Here is a 19,334-nt window from a genome sequence, read left to right on the forward strand (position 1 = left end):
CATATTCACGCTGTCAGCACCATCGCTTCTTGAGGAGACATCATGAGCACCTCCACCGGTCCCCGCGGGCTGCGGCGGGATCCACCACGGCGTTCTCGCGGTCGCCGCACCGTCGCCGCGTCCGTCGCCCTCCTGCTCGGCGCCACCGGAGTCAGTGCGTCGATCGCCGCCACCGAGGTCACCCAGCGCAACCCGGGCGGCCTGACCGCCGTGGGGCCCGTGAACACCGACCACGGGTACCCCGCCTGGTACGAGGACCGCACCAAGACCCGGACCGAGCTGTGCCTGGACGCCGACAACCCGCTGTGCGGCTTCCTGCCCGGAGACGTCCCCGATCCGGCGAAGCCCATCTCCTTCCCGGGCAACTTCCCCGGGGAGGCGTTCTACATGCTGGCCGGGTCCGAGCTGGAGCTGCCCGGCGGGGGCCGGGCGGTGCTCGTCCTGGCCCTGGAGGCCGCCTTCGCCAACGAGAACCCGATCCCCGGGGACCAGGTCGTCTTCGCCCGTCAGCGCATCACCGTCAGGGACGCCCCGCCCAACACCACCCTGACGTTCACGCATCCCTACGGCACGATGACCATCGACACCGACGCCGAGGGCGCGGGCAAGCTGGTGGAGGACGTCTCGCCGGCCATCGGGAACTTCCAGACGCCCCTGAAGGGCGATGTCGGTCCGTTCCTGAAGTGGGACAGCGGCGCCCCCGAGGGCTACCTCGGCAACCCGGACGTGGAGCACACCATCACGGGCAGCCCGTTCGGCACCAACTTCTTCTCGGTGAGCGGTGGCGGTCTGGACGTCAGGAACGACCTGTTCTCCGTGATGGGCAAGATCTCAACCAACACCGGGGTGCAGACCGACCGGGCGGTCGTCAACGGGGAGTACATCGACGTCTTCGCCACCAGCCGCGGGGACCAGCTCGAGGTGGCCGGCCAGGACGGCGTGTTCGAGACCACCCCCATGGAGAAGGAGGACGGGGACTCGGAGCGCGCCTACGCCCGCATCAAGTTCACCGGGGCCGCGCCGGCGAGCGTGACGGTCCGGAACCTCGGCGACAAACCGGTCAGCAGCAGCCAGGTCGCCGTCACCGACGTCTCGGTCGCCACGGCCGCCACCTACGACGGCACCGCACTGACCGTGGAGGCGACGTCGTCCTCCGGGGTCGCCCCGACGGTCGCCGGCTTCGGGAAGCTGGCCGCAACGGGCACCGCGAACGTCTTCAAGGCCTCGTTCAACACCGTGGCCCCGCCGGTGGAGGTCACGGTCTCCACCTCGGAGACGAGCAAGGCCACGGTGCCCGTCGGTGTGACCGGCGGCGCGGCCAGCCCGGTCGGCGAGGACCCGATCGCCCCGCAGCCGGACCCGGGCCCCGTCACCGAGGGCACGACCCCGGACAACCCGGGCACCGGTGACCCCGCCCCGGTGGAGCAGCCGGCGGCGACCGCGGCCGTGGCGGCCCTGCCGGGCTCGGTGGCCCGCGGCATGCCTGCGGAGCTGGACGGCTCCGGTTCGGTGAACGCGACCGCGTACGAGTGGTCGCAGGTGAGCGGACCCACCGTGACGTTCAGCAGCAAGACCGTGGCCAAGCCCAAGGTCACCGTGCCGTTCTTCACAGCCACCTCCGCTACGGCACCCGCCGCACTGGACCAGGACCCGGTGCTCCAGCTGGTGGTCACCAACGCCGCCGGGGTGAGGAGCGCACCGGCGACGGTCACGCTGAAGAGCGATGACCGGGTGAGCGTCGCGGCGACCTCCCGGCACCGCGTGGGCAAGGAGTTGCGCCTCACCGGCACAGCACTCGTGCCCGGCGCCCCGGCCCTGCTGAACCCCGCCTCGCAGGTCAACATCTACAACACCACCTCGGGCAGGCCTGTCAAGATCGCCTCCGTGCCGGTGGACTCCCTGGGCAACTGGGAGTACCGGGCCAAGCCGGGGCCCGGCCAGCGCATCTCCAGCGTGCTGGTGCAGTCCACGCGCGGCGGGGAGGCCAGGGGGGTGGTCGCCGGATAAGAGCAGCACAGGCAACGCCTTCTCCCCGGCCGGCCCGCGCTCCAGTTCCTCGGAGCGCGGGCCGGCGCCTGTGCGCGCCCGGTCCGCAGGATGCCCCCGTGGGCGGACGGCCTGCGCCGCCGGGCGCGCCCGGCGCCCGGGACCGCCGTGGCGGCGCCCGGGCTCCCCCACGAGGAGGCCCCCGGACCTCGAGGGTCCGGGGGCCGCGGAGCGCGCGCTCGGGGTGCTCAGTCCGTCTCCTCGACGTGCTCGTCCTCCGGGTGCTCGTCCTCGGGCACCTCCTCCCGCTCCGGGTCCTCGTCCTCGTTGCCGGTGGGCATGTTCTCGAGCGCCCCGGCCATCCGGAGGAAGTCGCCGCAGGCGAAGGGGGTGGCTCCCGGCGTCCACGGGGTGGCCGCGTTGAGGAACGACGAACGGTCCAGGGAGAGGACTCCCAGGATCACCTCCGCGACGATCCGCCCGCCCACGGGGCCCAGCGTCCGCCCGCCCAGCAGCTCCGCCTCCTTCAGCACGTAGAACCACAGCGGGGCCCGGCCGTTCCAGCCGGGCTCGGTCAGCCCGAGCCGGTCGTTCGAGATGGGTGCCACGCCCATGGCCCGGGCGACGTCCTGCCCGGCCGGCAGGCCGAGCCGCTTGCCGCGCAGCAGGTTGCGCTGGGCCAGGTTGAGGATGGCGCCGTCGACGTGCTGGACCACGGTGGGTGGGAGCTCGGCCAGGGGCAGCGCCAGCTTGGTGTCGATGAGCCGGGTCAGGTTGCGGTCGTCCGGTGCGCTGACGCCGGGGAGGTCGAAGAAGTAGTTCCAGTCCGCCCGGGCGGCGGCCGGTATCGGCCGGGAGCCCCGGAGGTCGTTCGACGGCGAGCCGAAGAACGGGATCGTGACCTCGTCGTTCATCTCGTACTCGGCGCGGACCATGCTGTGCCCGAACCGGTAGGCGCCCACGGAGTACTCGACGGGCATCATGGGGCGGGCGGGATTGCCCGGCCTGTAGAACCGGCGGTCCACGGCCACCGGGCCCTTCCCGCCGGCCCCGAGCATGCTCCGCACCAGGGGCCGGCCCACGATCCGGGGCAGGAAGTCGTGGACGATCAGCCACTGGAAGTGCCAGCGGGTCAGGCGCTGCGCCTCCTGGAACGACGCCCCGGAGTCCACGAACCTGTTGTGCGCCTGGAGGAAGGCCAGGTGGAACTGGGCGATGATCAGGTTCTCGTCGTTGCGGTGGTCGCCGATGACCGCGGTCCCGTCCGCACGGCGCGGCAGGTCCGGCAGGCCGTCCGGGGTCCGGCCGATGCGCATCCTCCGCGGGTCCGCCGGGTCGTAGAGCTGGGGGTCGGCCGCCGGTCCCCGGCCGTACACGGAGCCGAGGTCGAAGAAGGGGGTGTCGAAGTTCGTGAGCCCCTTCGGGTCGAGCTCCTGCGCGGGCAGCGGCGTCCGGTCGAGGGTCATGTCGTGGTCGATGAACTGCCCCAGGTAGGCGAAGCCGGCCGGGATGTCGGGGTTGTCGAAGCCGTCGTTGCTCAGCGAGACGTCCTCCAGGGGCGGCGTCCGGTCGATCATCCGCTGGGCGAGGCCCACCAGGAGCGCGTCGTCGGGCGAGAAGGCGGGCAGCTTCGGGAACATCACCCCGAAGCGGCCCTCGGCCTTCCGGCCGACCGTGACCGCGATCCCGGATCCCCGCAGCTCGCCCGCACCGTGCCCCGTTCCCCGGGACAGGACACCGGGCGCGGCGGCCGGGGCCGGCCGGCGCGGGGCGGCGTGGGCGCCCGTGGCGCCCACCACGGGCAGGGCGGCGAGTCCTGCGGCGAGCCCGGCGAGGGCGCCGCGGCGCGAGACGCCGGGGCGCGAGACGCCGGGGCGCGACGGGGACGAGGATTCCATGGTGCTTCCTTCCGGAACGGCCCGGTCTGGCGGGCGCGGAGTTTGCTCCAGTGAATCCAGGGGTTCTTGGAAAAGTCTTGGATCCCGGACGGGCCGGGGCCGGCGGTCACGAGCTGCGGGGCAGCAGGACCGTCGCCTCGACGGCGGCGACGGGCACGCTGCCGTAGTCGCGGGAGTCCACGGACGGGGACCGGTTGTCCCCCAGGACGAAGACGTGGGCCGGGGGGACCGTGACGGGCCCGAACCAGGTGGCGTCGATCCGGCTGTGGTCCACGAACGGCTCGGGGACCGGGTCGCCGTCGACGACCAGGACGGAGTCCTCGATGGCCACGGTCTGCCCCTCGGCGGCCACGACCCGCTTCACGGTGGTGTGGCCGTCCTCGGGGCCGGCGAAGACCACCAGGGACCCCGGCTCCGCCCGCCGGTCCGGGGAGCCGGCCTTCAGCAGGAGCACCACGCCGCCCTCCGGCAGGGTGGGCTCCATGCTGTCGGAGCCGACGACGAGGGGCTCGACCAGCCACAGCCGGCAGCCGAGGACCGCCGCCGCGCCCAGCAGCACCGCGGCGGCCGTCCTGCGGCGGACCGGTGCGCCCATCACCTGCCGCCCGGTTTTCCTCCGGGGGTCTTGCGGACCTTGGTCGGCGTGGGCGTGGGCGTGGGCGTCGCCGTGGCGGAGCGCGACGGGCTCGGAGCCGGCGAGGTGGACGGGGACGAGGACGGGGACGAGGACGAGGACGGCGTGGGGCTGGGGCCGACCACCGGCGCGGAGCCGTCGTCCCACTTCGCGGGCGCGGCCGTCATCGGGTCGTCGGGGTCCGGGTCGTCCTCCTTGAGGCCCACCCGGAACTGGACCATCATGTCGTGGTCCTCGTGGGAGAGGTTGTGGCAGTGGATCATGTACCGGCCCTTGTGGGGCCCGAACTTCATGAGCAGCCGCACCGTCTCCCCCTCCCCCACGTAGACGACGTCCTTGGGGCCGCGCTCGTAGTTGAACGGGGACCGGCCGTTGCGGCTGAGGATCTGGAAGTCGACGAGGTGGATGTGGAGCGGGTGGTACCACCCGCCGGAGTTGTTCTCGAACTCCCAGATCTCGACGGCGTTCACGTCCACCTCGGCCGCGACCTTCTTGTAGCCGCTGGCGACGACCTCCTGCCAGGTGACGTCGTTGACCGTCCACATCCCGTTGGTGCGGTCGAGCTCGAACCGCCGGGTCCGCGTGGACTGGCCGGCCGTCAGGGCCATCACCTCGTTGTGCGTGCTCAGCTGCGCCGGGATCCGGTTCCAGGTGGGGTCGGAGGTGTCCACGGGCTCGTCGACGACGTCGAAGGCCATGATCTGGTGGGTGTAGTCGTAGTCCACGTTGTTGTCGTTGGAGAGGTTGCGCAGCTCGACCCGCTGCCCGGTCCGGTACTTGCGGAAGTCGATGAGCAGCTCGTAGCGCTCCGCGCCGGCGTGGCGGTAGTTGTTCACGAACTGCGTCGTGGGCACCAGCCCGCCGTCCGTGCCGACGACCGCGATCGGGTCTCCCGTGCTCAGGGTGGGGCGCAGGGACCGGGAGATGCAGGCGTTGAGCACCCGGAACCGGTAGACGCGCTTCTGCACCTTCATGACCGGCCACGGCCGCCCGTTCACGAGGATGACGTCCCCCCACAGCCCGGAGTGGCTGTTGTCGTCGTAGCCGAGGGAGCCGTCCTCCGCGAACATCGCGTCCGAGATCGTGACGGCCACGTCGAAGCGGCCCTGCGGCAGGAGCGCCCGCTCCAGGGGATCGTGCATGTGGTACTGCGCCGCCAGGCCGGAGTAGGCGTTGAGCGCCGTGTAGTGGACGCCGTGGTCGTGGTACCAGAGGGTCCGTGCCGGCTGGAAGTTCGGGTAGTGGTAGTCCTTGTAGAACCCGGGGTTCGTGACGTCGTTGGCGTAGCCGTCGTACTGCGGCAGGGACGCGGACCCGTGCAGGTGCGTCGAGGTGGACAGGACGTGCCCGTCCAGCGGGTGCGTGGCGGGCAGCTGGTTGCGCACGCGGAGCACCGCCTTGGTCCCCTGGTCGAGGCTGATGGTGGGCCCGGGGAAGATCCCGTCGTAGCCCAGGATCGGCGTGGTCAGCCCCGCCCGGGGCAGGATCTGGGCCCGCGCCGCCCGCTCGGTGACCACGTAGTGGTGCACGGGCAGCCCGTCCACGGGGTCGACCGTCCGGGCACGGGGCTGCAGCACGGGCGGCTCGACGAACGGCGTCCGGAAGGGCCGGGGCATGTCGGCGTCGCGCAGGGCGCTGGCGGACTTGGCCTCCACGGACCGGGTGGGCACCGCGAGCGCTCCGGCGCCCACGGCCCCCAGGCCGCCGAGCAGCAGGACGTTCCTTCGCGAGACGGTCATGGGTGTTCTCCTTCGAGCTGGTTGTACGACGTCGGGCCGGGTTCCCGCGGCACCCGGTGGAGCAGCGCGGCGGTCACGGCCGGCCGCGTCGAGGAGGTCATCGCGGACCGCCGCCGTGGTGGTGGTCCGCCCCGAGCGACAGGCGCGCGCGCTCCGGGCCCTCGAGGGTCAGTTCGAGCGCCCGGTCGGGGACCTCGAAGAGGAGCTCGGCCTGCAGGACCTCGCCCTGGCCGATCAACCGCTCCTGGACGGACGCCCGCACGGCCTCGGACTCGCCCCCGCCGAGACGGTCCACCGTCCAGTCCGCGGCGTCGAAGTCGACGCCCTCGGCCTCGAGGGCGGTGAGCTCCAGCAGCACCCGCACCCGGTGGGTGCCGCCCTCGGCGGGCTCGTCCTGCGCGGCCGGGCCGTCCCCGTCCTCCACGGGGAGGACGCCGTTGATCCGCGCGAGTCCCCCGGGCACCGGGGCCACCGCACCCAGCGGGGCGCTCGGCGCCTCGTCCTGCCCCAGCACGGCGACGCCGAGGATCCCGGTGAGTCCGAGCAGGAAGGCCGCCGGGACCAGCCAGCGCCGGCGGGCCGCCCTCGGGGGGCGGTCCGGGTCGGCGGAGCCTGCGTCCGGGAGCACGGTGGAAGTGGTCATGCCAGCACGATGGGGAGCGGACCTTGGAGAAAAGTTGGCACCCGGAGGACGAATGTCCAGGTCCGCGCCGGCGGGGAAACAGAGCGTCATCCACCCTTCCGCACCCCCCATTTTGGGGAGGCTCCCACCCCCCATCCGGGGCTGACCCCATCCTTCCCCCGGCTCCAGACTGGTATTCACTTTCGGGAAGGGGGAACCGTGACCACGACAGGTGACGACAGAACAGCCGGGGGGCGCCAGGTGCGGCTGTCGGTGCGCGTGCTGGGACCGCTGGAGGTACGCCGGGGGGACCGCACCCTGACGGCCCAGGAGCTCGGCGGACCCAAGCAGCGGCAGATCCTGGAGATCCTGCTGCTGCAGCTGGGCACGCCCGTGTCCAAGGACCGGCTCGTCGAGCTGCTCTGGGGGGACCGGCCGCCGGCGGCGGCGCTGCAGAACCTCGAGAGCTACGTCAGCGTCCTGCGCCGCGGCCTCCAGCCGGGTGCGGGCCGGAGCGGGCCCCTGCGGACCGCCAACGGCGGATACGTCATGGACGGCGCCGTGGTGGACCTGGACCTCCACCGGTTCGAGCTCGCCGTGGAGCGAGCCCGCCGCAGCCGCGCAGAGGCGGCGTATCGGCTGTGGTGCGCGGCGCTCGAGCTGGCGTCGGGGCCGTTGCTGGAGAACGAGCTGCGCTGCGAGTGGGCGGAGCACCAGCGCGAGCTGCACGGCGCCCGCGTGGTCGAGGCCCGCGTGTCGGCCGCCGAGACCGCCCTCGAGCTGGGGCTCCACCGCGAGGCCGTGGAGCATGCACGGGCCGCGCTCGCCGGGGACCGGCTGCTCGAGCGTGCGTGGGCGGTGCTGGTGCTGGGCCTCGAGGGGCTCGGGCGCCCGGTCGAGGGCCTCCAGGCCTACGAACGCTGCCGCCGGGTCCTCGACCAGGAACTCGGCTGCGCCCCGTCGGCCGCACTGCAGGCGGCCCACACCCGGATGCTGCACGCCACCGCGTCGACCGGCAGCGAGCTGGGGCAGGTCCTGTCCGCCCTGCTGGTGCTCCACGGCCAGGCCGGCGCCCCGGACGGGCTGCCCGGCGACCCGGTGCCGCTCGCCCGCCACGAGGCCGCCACGGTCCTCCAGGCCTTCCTGGGGCGCACCCTGAGCCCGGCCGCCTAGGGCCGGATCCATGAGACGGTGCACGCGAGGTCGGCCGGGGGCGCAACCGGCTGCCGACCGCGGAAGTGGCCACACCTTCCCGCTTGGTCACCCGGGTTTGCGATCGCCATACTACTGGTACGTAGTACGGGGGTTGCCGGGGGGCGAGTCTGGAATGACCGATGGAGCGGAGGGGGTGCGTGATGCGCGCACCTCGATACTGGTGGTCGACGACCACACGACGTTCGCGGAGCTGCTGACCGGCGCGCTGCGGCGGGAGCCCGATCTGCGCAGCGTCGGGGTGGCCCACGACGTGGAGTCGAGCGTGCGGCTGTGCGCGGCGCTGCGGCCCGACGTGGTCGTCATGGACTACCACCTCTCCGGGGGCAACGGCGTGGCGGCCTCCGCCCGGATCCTCGCGGACCGGCCGGGAACCCGCGTCGTCATGCTGACCGGCGACCCGGCCCAGCACGTCCTGGAGGCCGCGGCGAGCACCGGGATCTGCGCCTTCCTGCCGAAGGACGGGTCGCTCGCCACCCTGCTCGAGACCGTCCGCAGCGCGCGGTGCGGCACGATGGCCGTCCACCCGTCGCTGCTCGCGGCGGCGGTCCCGGACCGCCACCGGGGCGCGACCGCGCCGGCGCTGACCCAGCGCGAGATGGAGGTCCTGCGGCTGATGGCGCAGGGGCACAGCGTGGGGACGAACGCACGGCTGCTGAGCATCACCCCGAACACGTGCCGGGGCTACGTCAAGGCCATCCTCGCCAAGCTGGGCGCGCACTCCCAGCTCGAGGCGGTCGCGGCGGCGTCGCGCCTCGGCCTGCTGGCGGACCACCGGTGAGGCACCTCCTCCCCCGCGCGGAGCGCACCGTTCCGGAGGCCGCGACCCTCGCCCTGGACCCGCCGGACCCTTCGGCACGGACCGTCACCGGGCGGTCCGAGGTGCACGCCGCCGTGCGCAGGTTCCTGCTCGCGGGGCTGGTGGTGGTGCTCCTCGCCGCGGTGCCCGCGACGTGGTGGATCCGGGCCGTGGCCGAGCAGCACGCCGTGGAGCACGTCCTGCGCGTGACGCAGCGGCTCGCCAACCACGCCGTCGCACCCCTCATCACCGAGGACCTCCTGGCGGGCGGGTCGGCCGCCACGGCGCAGCTGGACGTCCGGATGCGTCCCTGGCTGGAGGACGGGACCATCCGCCGCATCAAGATCTGGGACGACGACGGCACGATCGTCTACTCCGACGAGCACGAGCTCATCGGGCAGAACTTCGGCCCGACGTCGTGGGACGACGGACTGGTCGCCCGCGGCGAGGGGGTCGCGACCATCGAGCACCAGCAGGACGCGGAGAACTCCCACGAGGCCGGCGCCGGGCGGCTGGTGGAGGTCTACGTCGGGTTCGTCCCCGACGCCGGGCAGCAGCTCGTGCTCGAGGTCTACTACGACGACTCGATCGTGCGGGAGGAGCAACGCTCCGTGCTCATGAGCCTGGCTCCCGCCTTCCTCCTGACCCTGGTGCTGTTCCAGCTGGCCCAGCTCGCACCGGCCGTGGGCCTCGCCCGGCGGATCCAGGACCACCGCTCCGCACGCGCGCGCCTGCTCCAGCACGCCGTGGACGCGGCCGAGCTGGAGCGGGTGCGGGTCGCCCGGGACCTGCACGACGACGTGATCCAGGACCTGGCCGGCCTGTCCTACTCCCTGGAGGCCCAGGAGATGACCGCGGACGACCCGGAGCAGCGCCGGGCCCTGGTCCGGTCCCGCACGATCCTGCAGGGCAGCCTGCGCACCCTGCGCGGGATCACCACCGCCCTGTACTCCCCGGACCTGCTGACCCTCGGGCTGCCGAAGGCCCTGGCCCGGCTCGCGGACCCGCTGGCCCGGCGGGGGATCGACACGTCCGTGCGGATCAGCCCGGCGGTCCTCCTGACGCCGGAGCAGGAGGGGATGTTCCTGAAGGTGGCCCGGGAGGCTCTCGCCAACATCTCGAAGCACGCCCACGCGTCCACGGTGACCCTGCACCTGGAGGTGGAGCACGGCGCCACGGTGATGTCCATCAGCGACGACGGCACAGGCTTCGACGACTCCCGGGGCTCGCCGGAGGGCCACCTCGGGCTGCGGATCATGCGGGACGTCGCCGACGCCGCGGGGGCCGCGCTCGAGATCAGGTCACGGCCCGGGACCGGCACCACGGTGCTCGCGGTCCTGCCCCCGGGCGCCGTCACCGTGCGCCCCTGAGCCGCTCCTACCGGGCAGCGCCGTCGGCCGTGCCGTCGGCGAGCATGTCCTCGACGTAGCGGCGCACCTCGGTGCCGAACAGCTCGATGCTGCGCGTCATCCGGGCGTGGTCCAGGGTGCCCACCGCGTACTTGAGGTCGAAGCGGGAGGCGCCCAGCGCCGTCGAGGACCGCACGATCTTGCGCGCGACGGTCTCGGGCGAGCCCACGAAGTAGGCGCCCTCGGGCCCGCACATCGCGTCGAACTCGCTCCGGGTGAGCGGGCCCCAGCCCCGCTCCTTCCCGATCCTGGCGTGCGTGTAGGCCTGGTGCGGGAAGAACTCCTCGCGGGCCTGCTCGTCGGTCCGCGCCACGTAGCCCGGGGAGTGGAACGCCACCGGCTGCGGCTCCCGGCCGAAGTGCGCGAGGGCCTCCCGGTAGTAGTCGGCGAAGGGCTGGAAGGCGGCCGGGCGCCCGCCGATGATCGCGAAGATCACGGGCAGCCCGTAGTGGGCGGCGCGGACCACGGAGTTCGGGGACCCGCCCACGGCGATCCACGTGCGCAGCGCCCCGGACTCGGTCTTGGGGAAGACCTCCAGGCCCTCGAGGGGCGCGCGCAGCCGGCCGGACCAGGTGATCTCGCCCTCGGTGCGCAGCCGGTCGAACAGCTGGAGCTTCTCCTCGAACAGCGCCTCGTACTCGTCCAGGGGGTAGCCGAAGAGGGGGAAGGACTCGGTGAAGGAGCCGCGCCCCAGGATGACGTCCGCGCGCCCGTGCGAGAGCGCGTCGACCGTGGCGAAGCGCTGGTAGACGCGCACGGGGTCGTCGGAGCTCAGCACCGTGACCGCCGAGCCCAGCCGGATCCGCTCCGTGACCGTGGCGATGCCGGCCAGCACGGTCTCCGGCGAGGAAACTGCGAAGTCCTCGCGGTGGTGCTCCCCGACGCCGAAGAAGTCCAGGCCGACCTGGTCGGCCAGCACCGCCTCCGCGACGACGTTGCGGATCACCTGGGCCCCGCTGAGCATCCGCCCGTCGGGACCGGGGTAGATGTCCCCGAAGGTGTTGAGGCCGAGCTGGAGGGTCATGGGAGCTCCTGGTCGCAGTTTTGTGGACGTGTCCCTATAAGCGCTCCGCGGCTGCCGTTATTCCGGGGCGGCTCCTCCGCTCAGCGCGTGAGCCACTCCCACGCCGTGTGCTTCTCCGGGCCGGGCACGCCGCTGACGATCCAGGCGATGTCGTCCGTGGAGAGCGGGAAGGGCGCCCGGCCGTCCTGCTCCGGCCCCGGGTCGAGCTCGTCCCCGTGGTCCAGGCTCCACAGCTCGGCGAACACCTGCGTGGGCCCGCGGCGGGCGAGGATGCGGTCCCGGACCTCGTCGGCGAGCTCGTCCAGGTGGTCCTGGAGGAACCCGGAGACCTCCGCGGCGAAGCCGGCAGGGTCCTCCTCGGCCTCCTGCGGGTCGATCTCCCACGTCCGCCGCACGACCGCGAGCGCCTCGTCGTCCTCCAGGGGGGCGCCGTCCCGGCGGGGATCGGGGACCTCGGCCGGCACCGGCCCCCCGGCGGCGACGGCCCGGAACCGGTCCCGGAGGGCGAGCAGCGCCGCCACGGCGAGCAGGTCCTGCGCCCGCCGGCCCGGACCCGCGGCGGCGCCGGACCCGGCGTCGTCGTCCGGTTCCGGGCCGGGCGCAGGCTCCCGCAGGAGGTCCTCCCAGGCGTGGCGCACCCACGCCCAGGTGCGGCCGGGGTCCGCGGACCGGATCGAGGACGGCCGCCAGCCCGCGGTCGCGGCGCGCCACCGGGCGTCCAGGGCGGGGTCCCCGAGGGCGGCGTCGGACGGGCTGGGGCGGTCGGCGGGGGCGTGGCTGAACACGGGCTGCTCCTGGGTGGGGCGGGACGGGTGCGGGACCGGGGCCGGGCTCCGGCGCAGGCCCGGCGCACGACGGGCGAGGGGGCCGGTCCGGAGGGCTACCATTCTCCCAGACCCCGCCCCCGTCCCGAGGATGCCCCATGCCCTTCGCCGTCCGCGCCCCGGAATCCGCGCCCACCGCACCCCGCCCCGAGGACGAGCGGCTGCCCCTGGGACGCACCGCCGTCCACGCCGTGCAGCACGTCCTGACCATGTACGGCGGCCTCGTCGCCGTGCCGCTCGTCGTGGCCGGCGCCGCGGGCTACGGCCCCCAGGAGACCGCGCTGCTCGTGGCCGCGGCCCTGTTCGTGGGCGGCTTCGCCACGTTCGTCCAGGCCTGGGGGCTGCCGCGCATCGGTTCGCAGCTGCCGCTGGTGCAGGGCGTGTCCTTCACCGGCATCGCCACCATGCTCTCCGTGCTGGCCTCCGACGGCGGGATGCCCTCCGTCATGGGCTCGATCATGGTGGCCTCCCTGATCGGCTTCCTGGCCGTGCCCTTCTTCGCCAAGGTCCTGCGCTTCTTCCCGCCGGTGGTCACCGGGACGATCATCACGACCATCGGCATCACCCTGGTCCCGGTCGCCGCCGGCTGGGCCATGGGCGGCGACGCCGGGTCGCCCGACCACGGCTCCCCGGCCAACATCGCCCTGGCCGGGTTCACCCTCCTGCTGGTGCTGGTGCTGTCCCGGTTCGGCGGGCCCGCGGTCTCCCGCCTGGCCATCCTGCTGGCCGTCCTGGGCGGCACCGTGGTGGCGTGGCTGCTGGGGGTCGCCGACTTCTCGGCCGTGGGGGAGGGCGCGTGGTTCGCCCTGCCCTCCGTCCTCCACTTCGGCGCCCCGACCTTCGAGCTCGCCGCGGTCGTGGCCATGACCATCGTGATCTTCGTCAACATGGCCGAGACCACCGCGGACATCATGGCCCTGGGCGAGATCACCGGATCGCGGGTGGACGCCCGGCGCATCGCCGACGGCCTGCGGGCGGACATGCTCTCCTCGGCGGTGGCCCCCGTCTTCAACTCCTTCACCCAGACCGCGTTCGTGCAGAACGTGGGCCTGGTGGCCATCACCAAGGTGCGGTCGCGGTACGTGGTGGCCCTGGGCGGGGCGTTCATGGTGGTGCTGGGCATGCTGCCCGTGCTGGGGCAGGTCATCGCCGCCATCCCCCTGCCGGTCATGGGCGGGGCCGGCGTCGTGCTCTTCGGCACGGTGATGTCCTCGGGGATCCGCACCCTGGCCCGCGTGGACTACCGCGGCGGGGCGAACCTGGTCGTCGTCGCGGTGGCCCTGTCCTTCGGCATGGTGCCCATCGTGGTGCCCGCGTTCTACGCGCAGTTCCCGGACTGGGTGGGGGTCATCTTCTCCTCCGGCATCTCCTCGGCGGCCGTCATGGCGCTGGTGCTCAACCTGCTGTTCAACGAGCTCGGCGGACGCCGCCGGACGGAGGCCATGGGCATGGGCGCCGTGGGCCTGCGGGTGCTGAGCCCCCGGGAGTTCGCCGCGCTGCAGGACGGGGACACCTTCGTGGACGGACGGCTCGTGGACGCCCACGGCCGCGAGGTCCCGCACGCCACGAGCCAGGAGCAGTACGAGGCGCTGCGGGCCCGCATCGAGTCGGGCGAGCTGTCCAGCGCGGAGCAGGTCCGGGAGGCCTGCCGGCAGGACTGACCACGGCGGAGGCGCCGGGGCGGGCGCCCGTCCCGGCCGGTGCCGGCCCGGCGCCCCGGACCGGCGCTCCCGGTCAGCGCTCCCGGTCCGGGCGGACCACCATCGCCGAGCCGCCGTAGCCGCGCTCGGTCTCCGCGGCGGAGGTGAACCGGCCTCGCTCCAGGATCCGGATGGCCGAGGCGTTGCCGATCCACCGCCGCGGGGGCGGGACGAGCTCATGGCCCAGTCCGCTCAGCTGCCGGCCGACCGCCGAGTCGGCCAGGCCGAGGTCGGCCTCCTCCGGGCCGTTGCGGGAGCTCAGCCGCGGCGCGGCGATCGCGTCCACGAGGGGCAGGTCCCGGTCGACGTGCCCGGTGATGATCTGGCCCACGGTGGTGATGATGGTCGCCCCGCCGGGGGTGCCCACGGACATCCACGGCTCGCCGTCCCGCAGGATGATCGTGGGGCTCATCGACGAGCGGGGCCGCTTGCCGGGGGCCGGCAGGTTCGGGTCCTTGACGCCCTCGGTGACGGGGGCGAAGTTGAAGTCGGTGAGCTCGTTGTTGAGCAGGAACCCGTGGTCCGGGACCGTGATGCCGGAGCCGCCGGTCTGCTCGATGGTGAGGGTGTAGGAGACCACGTTGCCCCACCGGTCGGCCACGTTGAGGTGGGTGGTGGAGACGCCGCCGGCCGCTTCGGGCTGTCGGGCCCCGGACGGCGCGCAGGCGGCGTAGTCGCCGTCGGGCTCCCCGAAGGGGATGGGCCGCGGCAGCGCCGCGGCGGGGTCGAACAGGCAGGCCCGCTCGTCGGCGAACTCCTGGCTCGTGAGCTCCTCGACGGGCACCCCCGCGACGTCCCCGACCCACCGGTTGCGGTCGGCGAAGGCCGTCGCGGTGGCCTCCGAGAAGCGGTGCAGATACTGGGCCTCCGAGACCTCCGAGAGGTCCTCACCGGTGCGCTCGTCGTAGGCCTCGAGCAGGTTCAGCGTCTCGGCCACCGCGATGCCGCCGGAGCTGGGGACGCCCATCCCGTAGACGTCCAGGCCGCGGTACTCGGTGGAGACGGGGTCGCGGAACACCGCCTCGTAGGCGGCCACGTCGTCCTCCGTCAGCTCGCCCGCGAACACGTCCACGCCCTCGGCGGTGGTGGGGTCGCGGACCTCGTCCACCACGGCCCGCCCGATCGAGCCCTCGTAGAAGGCGTCGACGCCGTGGGTGCGGATCGTGCGGTAGGTGCGGGCGAGGTCGGGGTTGCGGAACACGGTCCCGACCTCGGGCGCCTCGCCGTCGCGCAGGAACACCTGTGCGGTCTCGGGGAACATCCGGAAGCGCTCGGCGTTCTGCGCCGTCTGCTCGGCGAAGTTCTCGTCGACCGCGAAGCCGCGGGCCGCGATCCGCTCCGCGGGCCGCAGCAGCCGGTCCAGGTCCATCGTGCCGAACTCCTCGCTCGCGGCCTCCCACGTGGCCGGGGTGCCGGGCACGCCCACGGACTTGCCCGAGCTGACCACGGTGGCGAAGTCGAGGGGCTCGCCGTCGGCGCCCAGGAACTCGTCCTCCGTGTACGTGGCCGGGGCCGTCTCCCGCCCGTCGATCGTGCGGACCTCCCCGGTGCCGGCGTCGTAGTGGACGAAGAACCCGCCGCCGCCGATGCCCGCGGAGTACGGTTCGGTGACCCCCAGGACCGCGGCCGCGGCCACGGCGGCGTCCGCCGCGTTGCCGCCGCGCTCGAGGACGTCGATGCCCGCCCGGCTGGCGAGGGGGTCCACCGAGGAGACCGCGCCGCCGCTGCCGGTCATCGTGGGCACCTTGGGCGGCTCCGCTGCGACGGGCGGCCCGTGGCGCTCGTGCTGCCGCTCCTCCCGGGCGACGGCCGCGGAGCCGCCGAGTGCGGTGCCGGTGACGCCGAGCGCCCCGGCCAGCCCCAGTGCGAGGTACCTCAGGGATGCACGCATGCCCTCATGCTGGCACCGTCCTCCGGGCCCCACCAGGGCGGGCGGTCAGGTTTCCGATGGTTGCACGGGCATCCCCACGGCCGACGGGACGGCGATGAGGTGGCGCACCACCGTCTCGGCGTCCGTCGAGGGGTTGCCGAAGCGGTGCATCGTGACGGAGACGGACTGCTCGGCGAGCATCGGCAGCATCTCGACCCGCGAGGCGCCCACCACCGGGTCCGTGAGCAGGGCGACCTCCGGCCGGTCCGCGAGGGCCTCGGCGAGCCCGTGCCCGGTGCCGACCACCCGGATCCGCCCGCCCCCGCCGGGGTCGGACCAGCCGGCCGCGACCCGGGCGAAGGCCTCGTCCCCGCTGGGGGCCAGCACGGAGCGGAACAGCTCACGGACCTGCGGGGGCACCTCCGCGGCCGGGGCGAGGACGACGCGGGAGCCCGAGCGGGCCGCGGCCAGTCCCACCCGCGCCACGTCCGTCAGGGACGCGTCCTCGGCGGCGCGCACGACGACGTCGCGGGGGCGGTAGCGGAACACGTTCGCCTCGCACCCGAGGCCGGCGGGGTCGTGGGCCCGGCCGAACTCCTGCTCCCACCAGGTCTGGTCCTGCTCCGCGCACGCCCTCAGCCAGGCGGCGTCCGCCTCCGGCAGCAGCGGCACCAGCTCCTCGAGGTGGTGGGCGAGCCGCGGCTCCAGCGCCGCGCCCGCGCCGGGCGCGGCGAACGGGGCCTTCTCCCACGTGCCGAGCTGGACGAGGTAGTTGGGGCCCCCCGCCTTGGCGCCGAGGCCCACCGCGGACTTCTTCCACCCGCCGAACGGCTGGCGCCGGACGATCGCGCCGGTGGTCCCGCGGTTGACGTAGAGGTTGCCGGCCTGCACGAGGTCCGCCCACGTGCTGATCTCCTCCGGGTCGAGGGAGTGCAGCCCGGCCGTGAGCCCGTACTCCACGGCGTTCTGCAGCTCGATGGCCTCGCCCAGGTCCGCGGCGCTCATCAGCCCGAGCACGGGCCCGAAGCACTCGGTGCGGTGGAAGAAGGAGCCCGGCGCCACCCCGGTCCTGATCCCGGGGCGCCACAGCCGTCCGGTGCCGTCGAGGGGGCGGGGCTCCAGCAGCCACTCCTCCCCGGGGTCGAGCCGGGTGAGCGCCCGGTGCAGCCTGTCCCCGGGCTCGGAGATTACCGGGCCGACCCGTGCCTGGAGGTTCTGGGGCCAGTCCACGACCATCGAGGACGCGGCGTCGAGCAGCTGCCGGCGGAACCGCCGGGACCCCGCCACGCTGCCCACGAGGATGCCGAGGGACGCGGCCGAGCACTTCTGCCCGGCGTGGCCGAACGCGCTGGTCACCAGGTCCCACACCGCCCGGTCCCGGTCGGCGCTCGGGGTGACGACCACGGCGTTCTTGCCGGAGGTCTCCGCGGTCATCGGCCGCCCGCCCCGCCAGGAGCCGAACAGCCGGGCCGTCCCGAAGGCGCCGGTGAGCACGATCCGGTCCACCCCGGGGTGGGCCACGAGCGCCCGGCCGGTCTCCCCCTCGGCCGAGTCGACCAGCTGCAGCACGTCGCGCGGGACGCCGGCGTCCCACAGCGCCTGCACCACGGCGGTCGAGCAGCGGCGGGTCTCGGGGGCGGGCTTGTGCACGACGGCGGCGCCGGTGGCGAGGGCCGCGACCGTGGACCCGGTGGGGATCGCCAGCGGGAAGTTCCAGGGCGGGGTGACGAGCACGAGCCGGTCGGGGACGAAGCGGGCGCCGTCGACGCCCTCGAGCTCGAGGGCCCGGCGGGCGTACCAGCGGCAGAAGTCGACGGCCTCGGAGACCTCCGGGTCGCCCTGGTCCAGGGTCTTGCCCGCCTCCGCCCCGGCGACGGCGAGCAGGTGCGCGCGGCGCTCGGCCAGGACGCCGGCGGCGCGGTCGAGGATCTCGGCGCGCTCGCGGGCGCCGCGGGCGCGCCAGGCCTCCGCGGCGGCCCGCCCGGTCGCCACCACGCGCTCGACGTCCCCGGGTCCCAGCGGGTCCGGGACGGGCAGGGCGTCGAACCACTCGCGGTCCGCGATCCGGGCGGCGACCCGCTCGGCCCACGCCCGGTTGGCCGGCACGGACACGTCGGTGTCGGGCTCGTTGCGGAACGGCTCGTCGAGCGGCAGGCGGAGGGAGCCGGCGCCGGCCGCCGCCCGGTCCTGGACGCGGAAGGGGGCCGGGACGTCGTCGTCGGCGGCCAGGGCGTCGAGGGCGGCCCGGAAGCGCTGCTCCTCGCGCCGGAAGACCTCGTTGTCGGGGCGCAGCCCGAAGATCCCGGACATGAAGTTCTCGGGGGAGGCGTTCTCCTCCAGCCGCCGGACGAGGTAGGAGACGGCCACGTCGAACTCGACCGGGCGCACGGCCGGCACGTAGAGGAGCAGCTCGCCCACGTCGGTGCTGACCGCCCGGGCCTGCTCGACCGCCATGCCCTGCAGCATCTCGAACACGATCCGCCCCGTCACCCCGCGGCGGTCGGCGAGCAGGTGGGCGAAGGCGAGGTCGAAGAGGTTGTGCCCGGCCACGCCCAGCCGCAGCCCCGCCATCCGCTCGGGCACGAACAGCCAGTCCAGCACGCGCTTGTAGTGGGTGTCGGTCTCCCGCTTGGTGGACCAGGTGGCCAGGGGCCAGCCGTGCAGCTCGGCGTCCACCCGCTCCATGGGCAGGTTCGCGCCCTTCACCAGCCGGACCTTGATCCCGGCCCCGCCGGTCGCCACCCGCCGCCCTGCCCACGCCGAGAGCCGCTGGACGACGGCGAGCGCGTCCGGCAGGTAGGCCTGGACCGCGATCCCCGCCTCGAGCCCGCGCAGCTCCGGGCGCTCGAGCAGGCGGGTGAAGACCTCGGTGGTCAGGTGCAGGTCGGAGTAGGCCTCCATGTCGAGGTTGATGAACTTCGTGCCGGCCGGGGCCCCGGCCGCGGAGCGGTAGATGGGGACCAGCCGGTCGACGATCTGTTCCACGGTGCCCTCGAAGCCCCAGTGGGAGAGCTGGGGGACCACGGAGGAGATCTTCAGGGAGACGTGGTCGACGTCGTCCCGGTCCAGCAGCGCGGCGGCGTCGGCGAGGTGCTTGTCCGCCTCCGCCCGGCCGAGGACCTCCTCGCCCAGCAGGTTGATGTTGAGCCGGTGCCCCTGGGCCCGCAGCCTCCTGACGGCCTCGCCGAAGGGCGTGGGCCGGGCGTCCACGATCATGTGCCCCACCAGCCGGCGAAAGCGGGTGCGGGCGGCCGGCACGACGATGCGCGGGGCGGTCGGCGCCAGGGCCGCGCCGGCGAGGAGCTCGGCGCGGTCGGCCCGGGGCATGGTGCGGGGCACGATCTCGGCGAGCGCGTGCAGGGCCTTGGCGGCGGCCTCGACGTCCTCGGTGCGCACCACCCGGTCCACGAAGCCGACGGTGAAGTCGAGCCCGTGGGGGTCCTGGAGGACGGTGGCCAGGCGGGCCGCGGCCGGGTCGCAGTGCCGGCGCCCGTCGCCGGCCCGGGTGAGCCAGTCGCGGACGAGGGCCACGGCGTCGTCCGCCAGGGCATGGGAGTCGGGGACGGACGGGGCGTCGGCGGACATGGCGGCACACTCCTGCAGGCTCCGCCCGGCGG

At 74.1% G+C, this 19,334-nt stretch carries 13 protein-coding genes; 5 read left to right on the top strand and 8 right to left on the bottom strand.

Annotated features, from left to right (window positions below; translation table 11 throughout):
- Positions 1-42 precede the first annotated feature (42 nt).
- Complete coding sequence (locus M3185_RS06055; RefSeq protein WP_251332771.1) at positions 43-2,007, top strand: hypothetical protein; 1,965 nt, start codon at positions 43-45, stop codon at positions 2,005-2,007.
- A gap of 227 nt (positions 2,008-2,234) precedes the next feature.
- Here the strand turns inward: M3185_RS06055 and M3185_RS06060 are convergent, their stop codons facing one another.
- The 4 genes from M3185_RS06060 to M3185_RS06075 all read right to left on the bottom strand — a co-directional run bounded on the left by M3185_RS06060 (position 2,235) and on the right by M3185_RS06075 (position 6,900).
- Positions 2,235-3,884 (bottom strand): peroxidase family protein, encoded by a 1,650-nt coding sequence (locus M3185_RS06060; protein WP_251332772.1) that lies wholly within the window; start codon positions 3,882-3,884, stop codon positions 2,235-2,237.
- A gap of 106 nt (positions 3,885-3,990) precedes the next feature.
- Complete coding sequence (lepB, locus tag M3185_RS06065; RefSeq protein ID WP_251332773.1) at positions 3,991-4,479, bottom strand: signal peptidase I; 489 nt, start codon at positions 4,477-4,479, stop codon at positions 3,991-3,993.
- On the bottom strand, positions 4,479-6,257 hold the full coding sequence (locus M3185_RS06070; RefSeq protein ID WP_251332774.1) for a multicopper oxidase family protein: 1,779 nt from the start codon (positions 6,255-6,257) through the stop codon (positions 4,479-4,481). Before M3185_RS06070 ends, lepB begins: the two co-directional genes overlap by 1 nt.
- Before the next feature lie 97 nt (positions 6,258-6,354).
- Entirely contained in the window at positions 6,355-6,900 is a 546-nt protein-coding gene (locus tag M3185_RS06075; RefSeq protein WP_251332775.1) for a hypothetical protein, read from the bottom strand.
- Positions 6,901-7,098: 198 nt separating this feature from the next.
- Here M3185_RS06075 and M3185_RS06080 point away from each other — a divergent pair, with 198 nt between their 5' ends.
- The 3 genes from M3185_RS06080 to M3185_RS17345 all read left to right on the top strand — a co-directional run bounded on the left by M3185_RS06080 (position 7,099) and on the right by M3185_RS17345 (position 10,260).
- On the top strand, positions 7,099-8,052 hold the full coding sequence (locus M3185_RS06080; RefSeq protein ID WP_251332776.1) for an AfsR/SARP family transcriptional regulator: 954 nt from the start codon (positions 7,099-7,101) through the stop codon (positions 8,050-8,052).
- A gap of 154 nt (positions 8,053-8,206) precedes the next feature.
- Positions 8,207-8,872, top strand: coding sequence for a response regulator (locus tag M3185_RS06085; RefSeq protein ID WP_251332777.1), 666 nt, complete (start codon positions 8,207-8,209; stop codon positions 8,870-8,872).
- Positions 8,869-10,260 (top strand): sensor histidine kinase, encoded by a 1,392-nt coding sequence (locus M3185_RS17345; protein WP_251332778.1) that lies wholly within the window; start codon positions 8,869-8,871, stop codon positions 10,258-10,260. The genes M3185_RS06085 and M3185_RS17345 overlap by 4 nt, the downstream gene beginning before the upstream one ends.
- A gap of 7 nt (positions 10,261-10,267) precedes the next feature.
- On the opposite strand, the gene M3185_RS06095 is transcribed toward M3185_RS17345, so the two are convergent.
- Both M3185_RS06095 and M3185_RS06100 read right to left on the bottom strand, forming a co-directional pair.
- A complete protein-coding gene (locus M3185_RS06095) occupies positions 10,268-11,323 on the bottom strand; it encodes an LLM class flavin-dependent oxidoreductase (protein WP_251332779.1) in 1,056 nt (351 codons plus the stop codon).
- 80 nt (positions 11,324-11,403) lie between these two features.
- Positions 11,404-12,108: a hypothetical protein gene (locus M3185_RS06100; RefSeq protein WP_251332780.1), complete on the bottom strand. Its 705-nt coding sequence runs from the start codon at positions 12,106-12,108 to the stop codon at positions 11,404-11,406.
- 137 nt (positions 12,109-12,245) lie between these two features.
- On the opposite strand from M3185_RS06100, the gene M3185_RS06105 reads away from it, so the two are divergent.
- Positions 12,246-13,808, top strand: a complete 1,563-nt coding sequence (locus M3185_RS06105; protein ID WP_251332781.1) for a nucleobase:cation symporter-2 family protein — start codon at positions 12,246-12,248, stop codon at positions 13,806-13,808.
- Between the two features lie 73 nt (positions 13,809-13,881).
- Here M3185_RS06105 and ggt read toward each other — a convergent pair whose 3' ends face one another.
- Together ggt and M3185_RS06115 are read right to left on the bottom strand one after the other, a co-directional pair.
- Positions 13,882-15,738: a gamma-glutamyltransferase gene (gene ggt, locus M3185_RS06110; RefSeq protein ID WP_251332782.1), complete on the bottom strand. Its 1,857-nt coding sequence runs from the start codon at positions 15,736-15,738 to the stop codon at positions 13,882-13,884.
- Positions 15,739-15,783: 45 nt separating this feature from the next.
- Positions 15,784-19,302, bottom strand: a complete 3,519-nt coding sequence (locus M3185_RS06115) for a proline dehydrogenase family protein (RefSeq protein WP_251332783.1) — start codon at positions 19,300-19,302, stop codon at positions 15,784-15,786.
- Between the last annotated feature and the right edge of the window lie 32 nt (positions 19,303-19,334).

The organism is Kocuria rosea, assembly GCF_023715525.1.
Lineage (GTDB): Bacteria > Actinomycetota > Actinomycetes > Actinomycetales > Micrococcaceae > Kocuria > Kocuria rosea_A.

Coding starts and splice junctions, on each gene's coding strand:
- M3185_RS06085 (WP_251332777.1), top strand. CDS start 8,207: ATGACCGATGGAGCGGAGGGGGTGCGTGATGCGCGCACCTCGATACTG.
- ggt (WP_251332782.1), bottom strand. CDS start 15,738: ATGCGTGCATCCCTGAGGTACCTCGCACTGGGGCTGGCCGGGGCGCTC.
- M3185_RS06055 (WP_251332771.1), top strand. CDS start 43: ATGAGCACCTCCACCGGTCCCCGCGGGCTGCGGCGGGATCCACCACGG.
- M3185_RS06095 (WP_251332779.1), bottom strand. CDS start 11,323: ATGACCCTCCAGCTCGGCCTCAACACCTTCGGGGACATCTACCCCGGT.
- M3185_RS06070 (WP_251332774.1), bottom strand. CDS start 6,257: ATGACCGTCTCGCGAAGGAACGTCCTGCTGCTCGGCGGCCTGGGGGCC.
- M3185_RS06060 (WP_251332772.1), bottom strand. CDS start 3,884: ATGGAATCCTCGTCCCCGTCGCGCCCCGGCGTCTCGCGCCCCGGCGTC.
- M3185_RS06115 (WP_251332783.1), bottom strand. CDS start 19,302: ATGTCCGCCGACGCCCCGTCCGTCCCCGACTCCCATGCCCTGGCGGAC.
- M3185_RS06075 (WP_251332775.1), bottom strand. CDS start 6,900: ATGACCACTTCCACCGTGCTCCCGGACGCAGGCTCCGCCGACCCGGAC.
- M3185_RS06105 (WP_251332781.1), top strand. CDS start 12,246: ATGCCCTTCGCCGTCCGCGCCCCGGAATCCGCGCCCACCGCACCCCGC.
- lepB (WP_251332773.1), bottom strand. CDS start 4,479: ATGGGCGCACCGGTCCGCCGCAGGACGGCCGCCGCGGTGCTGCTGGGC.